Below are 11,799 nucleotides of genomic sequence, written 5' to 3'. Positions count from 1 at the left end.
ATGAAAAAGCAAGAAATACCAGAATTCACAGAACGCGAACTAGACCGTATTATAGAAATGGCTTGGGAAGATAGAACTACCTTTGACGCAATAGAAATGCAGTTTGGAATCAAGGAACAACTTGTAATTGAATTAATGCGTCGTGAGATGAAGGAAAGCAGTTTCCGTATGTGGCGTAAGCGAGTGCAAGGACGTAAGACTAAGCATGCAGCAAAACGTGCTTATGGCATGGATGATGCACGCTTTAAATGCAGTCGTCAAAAACAAATTACGCATAATAAAATTTCAAAAAGGAGGTAATATTAGACTATTTACTTTTAGGTAAGAGATCACACTATGACAAAGAAAAAACCAGATCAGGTTGTTTATAATGAGGAGAAGGGCAAGTATGATGCTGCCCTTACGCCTTATGCTACAAACTTAGGAGCGCCAGCTATTGTTACTGATGATGTAACTACATGGAAAAACTCAAATATCAGTAAGGTTAACCATCAATTTAAGACTGAATATGAGGAGTTAAAGGCGCAGTATGAAGTGATGATGAAAAAGTTTGAATATAATAATCTTATTTATGCTGCAAAATTCTCTTTTGAACCCATCGTAGGTGCAGTTTATCATCTATATCGTTATAAAAATGGAGAGCCTTTTTTGTCTTTAATTTCACCTGATGAATGTAATTGGGATTTTGCCGGAACCTTCGAATTAAAGGCCGATAAAATCTGGAACCGACTAGACACTCCAAAAGAGGAAGAAGAAGAAAATGAAAAATAATTTACAACAAGCAACCATAGGTGGAGGATGTTTCTGGTGTGTAGAAGCCGTTATACAACGCTTAAAAGGTGTTTCTAACGTGGTTTCTGGATATGCTGGAGGGCAAGTCCCTGGACACCCTACATATAGAGAGATTTGCTCTGGCCTTACGGGACATGCAGAAGTGATACAATTTGATTTTGACCCTGCAATAATTACGTATGCAGAGATACTTACCGTATTTCTCACTACTCACGACCCTACGACCCTCAATAGACAAGGAGCAGATCGTGGGACGCAATATCGATCTGTGATTTTTTATCACAATGATGAGCAGAAAGCGCAAGCAGAACAAGTGATTCAAGTAGTACAAGAGTATTATGAGGATCCTATAGTTACTGAGGTTTCAGAGCTACCTACATTTTACGATGCTACGCAGGAGCACCAAGATTACTATAATGAAAACAGGCAGCAAGGATATTGCCGTGTTGTCATAGACCCTAAAGTAGCTAAGCTCAAAAAGTTTTATGAGCACTTGCTCGCTTCTTAGTACTGCTATAACAGACTAAAAAAAGCCACATTACTCATAAACATAGAGCAATGTGGCTTTTTAAGTTTTGGAGTGATTAGTGCGCTTTCGCGAAAGCGTACCTCATTATCTTTCCATATTAATCAATCTGTAAATAAGAATTGCCGTACGTTTTGTGAGCATTTCTATAGTTTTAATATTTACGGTTTCACTAGGAGTATGCGCTCCCGTTCCCATAGTCCCCAACCCATCTAGACAAGCAACATGGGCTGCTACAAACGAAGTATCTGCGGCACCGCGCTTTCCTGGATCATAGGCCGCAACAGCAGGACCTCCCATATCTTGACTCACTTGGCTCAAAATTTCTAGTACCTCATAATTTTGAGGAGTAGGCTGCATTGCTGGATAACTATCTTCAAACTCAACTACGGCACTTGTGTGAGGCAGATTATTTGCTACAATCTCACGCATTTTTGTACGTGCTTCCTCCTTCTGTTCTTCGGAGATGAAGCGGAGTCCTCCTTGCACATATGCTGTTTGTGCAACTACATTACCTTTTCCAAAAATACTTCCTTTACTTTCTTCTGGGTTGAGCTCCATTGTAGTACCTCCCAGCATCATGCCTGGATTAAAAGATAGTAATTCTGGTCCTCTTACTTCATTATAGAAACCGTTGAGAATACGTGCAAGTTCAAAATTTGCTCCTGCTCCTACGCTTTCGCGAAAAATTCCGCTAGAGTGTGCTCTCTTTCCAGTAACTGTAACTTTCCAGTTAGAAGATCCTCGTCTTGCTACAGTAGCATTATCAAATCCTGTCGAAGTTTCAAAACCTAAAGCAATATCTGAATTCTTTGCAGCATCTATCAAATCTTTCCTGCTTATTGTAAGTGGCTTTCCGGTGCTTTCTTCATCTCCTGTAAAGGCTACGGTGATTTGCGCATCATCAAGTAATCCTGCTTCTCTAAGTGCTTTAAGTGCATATAGCACCACTACATTACCGCCTTTCATGTCATTTGCCCCAGGACCTTTAGCTATAGAGTCATTGACCATTTCAAATTGTTGAAACTCGCTATCATCCTCAAAAACGGTATCTAGATGACCTATAAGTAGTAATCGCTTCCCTCTTTTCCCTTCTGTAGTAGCAAATAGATGCCCTGCTCTATTCACCTCGGCAGGCATATTAATCCAATTTGTAGTAAAACCTATATCTGTAAAAGACGCAGAGAAAACATCGCCCACTTCTTTCACCCCTTTAATATTGAGTGTACCACTATTAATGTTTACCACGTTTTTAAGAAACTCAATACTTTCCTCTGTGTGTGTTTCTACAAGATTTACAATTTGTAGCTCCTCTTTTGATAATTGTTGTGTAGAAGATTGCGCATTAAGTGCTCCTGTTTTCGCGCAAGCAATCATTAAACTAATTACAATTAGAAATAATATCTGATGGTTCTTCATAGGTTTTATATTTAAGAGGCGATTATCTCAAAGATAATCAATGATCAATAATTGAATTCTTGTGTAATTTTTCTTTTTTTCAAACAGAGGGTAGGAGTTTTTATAATTGGACGGTTATATAACAAAGAATTGATCCTACTAAAAACAATGTTCCCCCACTTTTTTGGATTAGTGCAAACTACATTTGAGTACAATTTCAAAAAAATGTTGAAAAAACCCTGAGAAATAATTTTCTTAGGGTTTTCTTTTTTTAATTGCTCTTTTATTTGAAAATAACTGATTCTGAACACATAAGAATCGTGATGATTATTTAAGCTCAAGAAACGCATTACCCTGAAGTGGGCATGATGAAAAAAAAGTCAAAAAAAAGTCAAAAAAATGCTTGATTTTTTTGGACGAGTGTAAAAAAGTTTTATATTTGCATCCGCTTACAAAAAGTAACACTCCTCAATAGCTCAGTTGGTTAGAGCATCTGACTGTTAATCAGAGGGTCCTAAGTTCGAGTCTTAGTTGAGGAGCTAGTAAGTAAAAGCCATACAGTCCGTATGGCTTTTTTTTGTGCCCTATTTTAATTTCGTTAAATGACAAGTATCAATAGATGCTCACTATATTAATTCCTTACGAGAATTAGCTTGCGACATAGCCCGCGACACCTCTTAAGCCAATAAAAGCGTTTTACTGCATTATCGTTCCTGCCGAAAGCATACTTACTAGAAATATTAAAAAAGATGACCAAGAGCTCTTGCAATTGCTAACACAATACTCACCCAAATACTTAAAAAGTTTATCAAGAGTTGTTGTGAAAATCGGGAAACTATAAAGAGAGTTTTATTTCTAGTCTAAGCATCTAAGATTGCTCTAAAACAAAAAAAGCCTTTCCTACAGGAAAAGCTCTTCATCGGATTCAACTACAAATCCTACCACATGTGATGTGGCCAACACAACATCGTTAAAAGTAATCAATTACTTCTATAAACCAAAAAAAGCCCACGGACTGTGAGCTTTTTGTTGCGGTCTGGACGGGACTCGAACCCGCGACCCCCTGCGTGACAGGCAGATATTCTAACCAGCTGAACTACCAGACCGTTACTCCACTTTTTGAGACTTTGAGTATGTCTTAAATTTTTCACTTTTTCAATCTCTAATTTTTTAATTAGAGAAGCAACATTGCTTTTGCTTCGTTGCGGGTGCAAATATACACTCGTTTTTTGATTACACAAACAAAAAATTAAAATTTTTAAATAAATTTTTGACGCTCCACTAAAAACGTGGTGAGTATAGGTGCAAAACCTTTTTCAATTACTGCTGGAATATACTTAATACGATACTGAGCACAACGTAGTTGCAGGTTTTTAAAGTATGTCTCTACCGCGCTGGTATAAATATCTCTAATATTATCTGCATATAAATTTATTGATGATCCACTCTCTACATCAACAAATTTACGCGGGCTATTATCAAATTTAAAGTCATATTCTTTCTCTTGGCTATACGTATGAAAAAGAATCACCTCGTGTTTATTGTATTTGAGATGCTGTAACGCTTCAAATAATTGTTCTTGTTCTACATCATCTTGTAACATGTCTGAAAATAAAAACACCAGCGATCTACGTTTAAGCTTTTCTGCAATAAGGTGTAGGTATTTGTATGTAGCTGTTTTCTTTTCTGCTTTTGCAAGAGCGGGATCTAGCACACCATTTAATTGATCTAATAACATGTGGTGGTGCCTATCACTTCCCTTCTCTCCTGTATAGAATTCATAATGGTCACTGTAAATACTCATTCCCGCAGCATCACGCTGCTTTTTCATGAGATTCATAATAGCGGCACTCGCAAGTGCAGAGAAGCTTATCTTATTAAGATTTGAAACGCTGTGCTCCTTTACAGCGGGATAATGCATAGAACTACTATTATCTAATATAAGATGGCAGCGTAGATTAGTTTCTTCCTCATAGCGCTTTGTATACAGTCTATCTGTCTTGGCATAAAGTTTCCAGTCTATATGCTTTGTACTCTCTCCAGGGTTATAGATTTTATGCTCTGCAAACTCTGCCGAAAATCCATGAAACGGACTTTTATGCATCCCAGAAATAAAACCTTCTACTACCTGACGCGCCAGCAACTCTAAGTTACCGAAGCCCGAAGTTTTGTTAAGTTCTGATTTGATATCCATTATGAGTACGATTTAAGGAGGTAAGATATATGTTTTGATACATTAAACACAAAGTGCGGAATAAATTCCGCACTTTGTGTTACTCATAAAATTATAAAGGTAATTATCCTTCATAAACACCATCTGCAATCCCGTAAGCTACAGACTCCTCTGCACCCATCCAGTGATCACGCTGGAAGTCTTTCATTATTTTTTCAAAAGTTTGACCACAGTTATCAGCAAGGATTTGCGCGCTCAATTCTTTTGTTTTTACAATTTCTTGTGCTGTAATCTCAATATCAGAAGCTTGACCTCGTGCTCCACCAGATGGCTGGTGTATCATTACACGTGCGTGTGGCTGTATAAAACGACGCCCTTTCTCTCCTACAGATAAAAGCAGTGAACCCATACTTGCCGCTAGACCTGTACAGATAGTAGAAACTGGACTTTTAATCATTTTAATAGTGTCATACATTGCAAAACCAGATGTTACATAACCACCCGGGCTATTAATAAACAGTTGGATCTCACCATGACCTTGTGCATCTAGATACAACAAACGATCTATTACGTGCTTTGCACTTTTATCATCTACCATTCCCCAGAGGAATATCTTTCTATCATCAAGCAACTGACTGTCAATTGCGTCTTGTACTTTCATTTTCTTTTCCATAAACAGGTGCCGCGATTACGGCTATTTATCGTTCCTGCCTAGACAGAAACCTCATCATTATTTTCTTTTAGTAATCAAAACTGCTACGTGGTGTATCGTTTTGCTTTTGCGAAAGCGTACTCTAGTAACAGCGCTCTAAAAATACAAAAAGGCTTGGCACAGTGCCAAACCTTTCTTATAATCTTATAAAAAGCTTGGGCTTATAAAAGTCCGTCGATAGCTTCTGTGTAAGTTGCCTTAGGAGCAACGCCTACTTGACGTCCTACTACCTCACCGTTCTTAAACATAAGAACTGTAGGGATGTTACGTACTCCGTATTTTGCTGCAAATTCTTGGTTTGCATCTACGTCTACTTTACCTATTACGGCTTTACCTTCGTATTCTCCTGCGATCTCCTCGATAACTGGTCCTACCATACGGCAAGGTCCACACCAAGCAGCCCAAAAGTCTACTAATACAGGCTTATCGCTGTTTAATACTTGCTCTTCAAATGTCGCATCTGTGATTTCTAATGCCATAACTATATATTTTAATTGTAATTCTATTTAATTGTACTATGCAAACTTAGTCAATAATTAATCCAAACCTTACAACGCTTATATCAGCTTTGATTATAGCGTCATTGTGACAGTTTATCATGAGTTATTTGACAGTATAACACATCCTATCGCCTGTTACCAAAAACTTGCAGAGCAAAGTATAACAAGGTTGCTAGTGACCCTATAGCGGCAACAAGATATGTTCTTGCAGCCCACTTTAATGCATCTTCTGCTCCATCATACTCTTGTGGTGTTACCATATTTTCTGCCTTAAGCCATGCTAATGCACGGTTACTTGCGTCATACTCTACTGGCAGAGTGATGAGACTAAATATAGTTCCCATTGCGTATAGTGCAAGACCTATAATTGCCACAGTACCACCTATTGCGGTAGAAGCCATTAAAGCGACACCACCCATTATAACCCACATACTCATTTTTGACGCAATGTTTACAATAGGTACAAGCTTAGATCGCATTTGCAACCAACTGTAAGCTGTAGCGTGCTGTACAGCATGACCTACTTCATGTGCAGCAACCGCTGCTGCCGAAGCATTACGTTGTCCATAAACTACATCACTAAGATTTACCGTCTTATCTCTAGGGTTATAATGATCTGTAAGTTGGCCAGCTACAGAAATTACTTTTACATCTGTAATTCCATTATCGGCTAGCATTTTTTCGGCAATCTCTGCTCCAGACATCCCGTTGCGCAATTGCACTTCTGAATAATGTTTAAATTTACTTTTGAGCTTGTTGCTTACTAGCATACTCACAAGCCCGATAGCTCCTACAATAATATAGTAGCCCATATATCCTCCTAACATAGTCGTTTATTTTAAAGTTGTTTTAGGTTTCTAAAGTTACAAAAGTATTATGCACAAATTAAGCCAAGATTACAATTCATCTTTTTACCATCAAGAGCCCTAAATACTCGTTGTAATGACAACTACATAAGATTATGGAATACATATGTTGTTTTTAAAAGTTCGCTTTCGCGAAAGCGTAACCCACAACCTATATTGCTAGCGGAACATATGGAATATCAAAAACCTCCGAAATCTCTTGATACACAACATAACCTCCTACTATATTCACTCCTTTTTTAAGAGTAGCATCTTTAAGACATGCAGCTTTCCAGCCTTGATCTGCAATCTTTAATACATAAGGAAGGGTGATATTGGTAAGCGCTACGGTGGAAGTATAAGGCACTGCACCAGGCATATTTGCCACACAATAATGCACCACATCGTCTATAATAAAAACTGGATCTTCGTGCGTAGTAGGTTTTGAGGTTTCCACGCAGCCACCTTGATCTACAGCAACATCTACAATTACGGTACCTGGGCGCATCTCCTTGAGCATGTCTCGAGTAATAAGTTTTGGCGCTTTTGCACCAGGAATAAGAACACCTCCTATAATAAGGTCGTGCGTTTTTATGTGTTTACGGATATTAAATTCATTTGAAAACTCTGTCACCACGTGTGGCGGCATGATATCATTTACATGACGTAGTCGCTTCATGCTAATATCAAGAATGGTTACATGAGCACCTAGTCCCGCAGCCATTTTTGCTGCTTGAATTCCCACCACTCCTGCTCCTAAGACTAACACCTTACCAGGACTCACTCCAGGAACTCCACCTAGAAGTACGCCTCGTCCTTTTACAGGTTTCTCTAGGTATCGCGCTCCTTGCTGTATAGACATACGACCGGCTACTTCGCTCATAGGAGTAAGCAACGGGAGCGATTGGTCTTCTTCCTCTACCGTTTCATAGGCTATACAAATAGATTTACTCGCAATCATCGCTCTGGTGAGCGGCTCACTAGAGGCAAAGTGAAAGTAAGTAAATACAATCTGATCTTTCTTAATGAGCTTATATTCTGGCTCAATAGGTTCTTTTACCTTTACAATCATCTCTGCGCTCGCATAGACCTCCTCAATCGTATCAAGGATTGTGGCGCCCGCATCTATATAATGTTGATCTATAAAACCGCTATTAAAACCAGCTCCTTTTTGAAGATGTACGCTATGACCTCTCTTTACGAGTTCATAGACTCCGCCAGGTGTGATGCCCACCCTATTTTCATTGTTTTTAATCTCTGTAGGAACACCTATTACCATTGCTTAAATTTTGGCATCAAGGTAACAGTAACTTAAAAAAATGCAGATTATAAAATGCTAAAAATCAAAGGCTCTCATAATGATATTATTAAAAATAGCTATGAATTTCTAGTAATCTGAAAATGCTATTTTTTATCGTATTTTATTTTGAAATAGAGTAATAAGAAGGAAGAGACTACAGTAATTGCATTTGCTAATATGATGGCGAGACTTTCTTTAAGAACACCATAAATGAGCCAGAATACAATCCCTACAAAAAACATAGTAAACATAGGGAGACTCAAACCAGAGACATCCTTAGTTTTCCAGGTTTGATACACCTGAGGCAAGAAAGCCGCCGTAGTAAGTGTGGCTGCAACCAGACCTATAATTTCTATGTTATCAATTCCTGCCATAGCGACAACGTATTATTAATGTAATTACAAAACAAAAGCCTGCTCGTGAGCTATCTGAACACAAGCAAGCTTTATATATTAAAATCAGGTTATTACCCTACTATATTTACAATCTTACCAGGCACAATAATCACCTTTTTAGGTGTGCGACCATCTAGATACATTTGTGTTTTCTCATTTGCCATAACTACTTTTTCTATCTCATCTTTAGATAGATCTAGTGGTAATTCTAGCGTAAACTTCATCTTCCCATTAAAGGAGATAGGATAGTTCTTTGCACTTTCTACAAGATGACTTGCATCAAATATTGGGAAAGCAGCTTCAGAGATACTTTCCGAATGGCCTAGCTTGTTCCAAATTTCCTCTGCGATATGCGGAGCATAAGGAGCGATAAGTATTACCAGAGACTCCAGCACTTCACGAGAAGTACATTTTTGAGCACCTAACTCATTTACAGCGATCATAAATGTAGATACAGACGTGTTGAAACTAAAGTTCTCAATATCCTCTTCTACCTTTTTAATTGTTTTATGAAGTGTTTTAAGGCTGTCTTTACTTGGCGCCTCATCAGTTACATTAAAAGCTTCGTCTGCTCCATTATGGTAAAGCTTCCAGAATTTCTTTAAGAAGTTATGCACTCCTGTAATTCCTGCCGTGTTCCAAGGTTTTGCTTGTTCTAGCGGACCTAAGAACATCTCGTACATACGTAGCGTGTCTGCTCCGTATTGCTCACAGATTTGATCTGGATTTACGACGTTATACTTAGACTTAGACATTTTTTCAACCTCGCGGCCTACTTTATAAACACCTTCTTCTAAGACAAACTCAGCGTTTTTAAATTCTTCACGCCAGTTCTTGAAAGCTTCTACATCTAGCTCATCAGATGCGTTGACTAAGGAAACGTCTACGTGGATTGGCGTAAATGCTGACCAAGATGTTATTGAGGAACTCAGACCCTCATGACTACTCATGAGCTTATTTCGAATTGCCTGAAATTCTTCTCCATCGTTAAGAAATGTTCCTTCTTTAATAGATTTTTCAATTAAATTTTTAGAAACAAAAATTGGTTTACGCTTTTCAGCACCCTTGGGAGTAAATCCATACTCCCATCTATACACAAAAGCACTAGTCCCCAAAATCATCCCTTGATTGATCATCTTTTGGAAAGGTTCATCTATGCCTACGTGTCCTCTATCTTTTAAGAACTTCACCCAGAAACGTGAGTACAATAAGTGCCCAGTTCCGTGCTCAGATCCTCCTATATATAAATCTACATTACCCCAGTAATCCATTGCTTCCTTTGAAGCAAAGACTTCATCACGTTGTGCTTTCTCCATGTATCTAAAGAAATACCAGCTACTTCCTGCCCAGCCTGGCATGGTATTGAGTTCTAAAGCAAAGACTGTTTTCCCATCAATCAGATCATTTGAAACAACCTCATTATTCTTAGTATCCCATGCCCATACATCTGCACGGCCTAATGGTGGCTCGCCTTCTTCTGTAGGTAGGTATTTTTCTACTTCTGGAAGTTTAATAGGTAAATGAGCAACGTCAATCATCTTTGGGATTCCGTTCTCATAATACACTGGAAATGGTTCTCCCCAATAACGCTGGCGGCTAAAGACCGCATCACGCAATCTATAGTTTGTTTTACCAGCTCCTGCGCCTATTTTTTCTAACTCGTAAATCGCAAGTTTTACGGCTTTCTTATATTTTAATCCGTTTAAGAAATCTGAGTTTGTGATAACCGTAGTTGCCTTATCTGAAAAAGCTTCTTCTGAGATATCTACGCCTTCAAAAACGTTAGGAATTGCAATATCAAATTTCTTTGCAAAATCATAATCACGTTGATCACCACAAGGAACTGCCATCACGGCTCCTGTACCATAACCAGCAAGTACATAATCTCCTATCCATACTGGAATAGGTTCCTTTGTAAAAGGATGCTCTGCATATGCTCCAGTAAATACACCAGAGATGGTTTTTACATCTGCCATACGCTCACGTTCAGAACGCTTTGCCGTTTTTTCAATGTATGCTTCTACTGCTTCTTTCTGTTCTGGAGTTGTAATCTGAGCTACTAACTCATGTTCTGGAGCTAGTGTCATGAAAGACACTCCAAATATCGTATCAGGGCGTGTCGTAAACACCTCTACACTTTCGGCATGATCTTTAAGAGGGAATGAAACCATCGCTCCTACAGATTTACCTATCCAGTTGCGCTGTGTTTCTTTTATTGATTCGCTCCAGTCTATTCCTTCAAGTCCTTGGATTAAACGTTCTGCATAAGCAGAAATACGCATAGACCATTGTGTCATTTTCTTGCGTATCACAGTGTGACCACCACGCTCAGAAACGCCGTTTACAATCTCATCGTTTGCAAGTACGGTCCCAAGTGCTGGACACCAGTTTACTTCCGTTTCTGCGAGATAGGTAAGGCGGTATTGTAATAATATATCTTGTTGTTCTTTTTCTGTAAATGCATTCCACTCTTCAGCGGTAAATGGTGTGATATTATCATCACAAGCAGCGTTTACCTCGGCATTTCCAGTTTTCGCGAAAGCGGAAACCAGCGTTTCTATCGCTTCTGCTTTATCTGTATCCTTATTGTACCAAGAGTTAAAAAGCTCTGTAAAAATCCACTGCGTCCATTTATAATACTCAGGATTTGAGGTGCGCACCTCACGACTCCAATCAAAAGAAAAACCAATTTTATCCAGCTGTTTTCTATAACCAGCAATCACATTTCCTTGGTTATCTACACCACCCTCAATATTCACCTTTGTAGTTACCGCAGGATGCTGCCCCGTCTGGATTGCATATTGCTCTGCAGGCAATCCAAAAGAATCATATCCCTGTGGATGCAATACATTAAACCCCTTTAAACGCTTGTAACGCGAGTACACATCACTTGCAATATACCCAAGCGGGTGACCCACGTGAAGCCCTGCTCCAGAAGGATAAGGAAACATATCAAGCACATAATATTTAGGTTTATCACTGTTATTTGACGCGTGAAAAGTGCCTTTATCTGCCCAGTATTGTTGCCATCTGGCTTCTATCTCGTTAAAGTGGTATTTCATGGTATATGTATTATTTATACGCTTTCGCGAAAGCGTGCTCTTCCTCATTTAAGGGGGCAAATTTACAATTAATTATGGGGAATTAGATAGTAGCCA

Annotated in this window: 11 protein-coding genes and 2 tRNA genes; 4 read left to right on the top strand and 9 right to left on the bottom strand. The window is 38.7% G+C overall.

Annotated elements, in window-relative coordinates; genetic code table 11:
* From KRODI_RS06790 to msrA, 3 genes are read left to right on the top strand one after another with little or no spacing between them, the layout of a single operon-like run.
* A complete protein-coding gene (locus tag KRODI_RS06790; RefSeq protein WP_013750850.1) occupies positions 1-300 on the top strand; it encodes a TIGR03643 family protein in 300 nt (99 codons plus the stop codon).
* 36 nt (positions 301-336) lie between these two features.
* Positions 337-771: a DUF2452 domain-containing protein gene (locus KRODI_RS06785; protein ID WP_013750849.1), complete on the top strand. Its 435-nt coding sequence runs from the start codon at positions 337-339 to the stop codon at positions 769-771.
* On the top strand, positions 761-1,300 hold the full coding sequence (gene msrA, locus KRODI_RS06780; RefSeq protein ID WP_013750848.1) for a peptide-methionine (S)-S-oxide reductase MsrA: 540 nt from the start codon (positions 761-763) through the stop codon (positions 1,298-1,300). The genes KRODI_RS06785 and msrA overlap by 11 nt, the downstream gene beginning before the upstream one ends.
* A 105-nt stretch (positions 1,301-1,405) precedes the next feature.
* On the opposite strand, the gene KRODI_RS06775 is transcribed toward msrA, so the two are convergent.
* A complete protein-coding gene (locus KRODI_RS06775; RefSeq protein ID WP_013750847.1) occupies positions 1,406-2,737 on the bottom strand; it encodes a M20/M25/M40 family metallo-hydrolase in 1,332 nt (443 codons plus the stop codon).
* A 444-nt stretch (positions 2,738-3,181) separates the two neighbouring features.
* Here KRODI_RS06775 and KRODI_RS06770 point away from each other — a divergent pair.
* Positions 3,182-3,255, top strand: a tRNA-Asn gene (locus KRODI_RS06770).
* Positions 3,256-3,748: 493 nt separating this feature from the next.
* Here KRODI_RS06770 and KRODI_RS06765 read toward each other — a convergent pair.
* From KRODI_RS06765 to KRODI_RS06730, 8 genes are all read right to left on the bottom strand, one after another.
* Positions 3,749-3,822 (bottom strand) — tRNA-Asp (locus KRODI_RS06765).
* 152 nt (positions 3,823-3,974) lie between these two features.
* Positions 3,975-4,910, bottom strand: coding sequence for a DUF58 domain-containing protein (locus KRODI_RS06760; RefSeq protein WP_013750846.1), 936 nt, complete (start codon positions 4,908-4,910; stop codon positions 3,975-3,977).
* Positions 4,911-5,013: 103 nt separating this feature from the next.
* A complete protein-coding gene (locus tag KRODI_RS06755; protein ID WP_035338043.1) occupies positions 5,014-5,562 on the bottom strand; it encodes a ClpP family protease in 549 nt (182 codons plus the stop codon).
* A gap of 200 nt (positions 5,563-5,762) precedes the next feature.
* Entirely contained in the window at positions 5,763-6,080 is a 318-nt protein-coding gene (gene trxA / locus KRODI_RS06750) for a thioredoxin (RefSeq protein ID WP_013750844.1), read from the bottom strand.
* A 146-nt stretch (positions 6,081-6,226) separates the two neighbouring features.
* Positions 6,227-6,928 carry a zinc metallopeptidase gene (locus KRODI_RS06745; RefSeq protein WP_013750843.1) on the bottom strand — a complete coding sequence of 234 codons (702 nt, stop codon included), beginning with the start codon at positions 6,926-6,928 and terminating at the stop codon, positions 6,227-6,229.
* Positions 6,929-7,118: 190 nt separating this feature from the next.
* Positions 7,119-8,225 (bottom strand): alanine dehydrogenase, encoded by a 1,107-nt coding sequence (gene ald / locus KRODI_RS06740; protein ID WP_013750842.1) that lies wholly within the window; start codon positions 8,223-8,225, stop codon positions 7,119-7,121.
* Positions 8,226-8,350: 125 nt separating this feature from the next.
* A complete protein-coding gene (locus tag KRODI_RS06735) occupies positions 8,351-8,620 on the bottom strand; it encodes a SemiSWEET family sugar transporter (RefSeq protein WP_013750841.1) in 270 nt (89 codons plus the stop codon).
* A 92-nt stretch (positions 8,621-8,712) separates the two neighbouring features.
* On the bottom strand, positions 8,713-11,703 hold the full coding sequence (locus KRODI_RS06730; protein ID WP_013750840.1) for a leucine--tRNA ligase: 2,991 nt from the start codon (positions 11,701-11,703) through the stop codon (positions 8,713-8,715).
* Positions 11,704-11,799: the final 96 nt, after the last annotated feature.

The organism is Dokdonia sp. 4H-3-7-5, assembly GCF_000212355.1.
In the GTDB taxonomy this organism is placed as follows: domain Bacteria; phylum Bacteroidota; class Bacteroidia; order Flavobacteriales; family Flavobacteriaceae; genus Dokdonia.
This window is presented reverse-complemented; position numbering and strand designations above follow the sequence as displayed.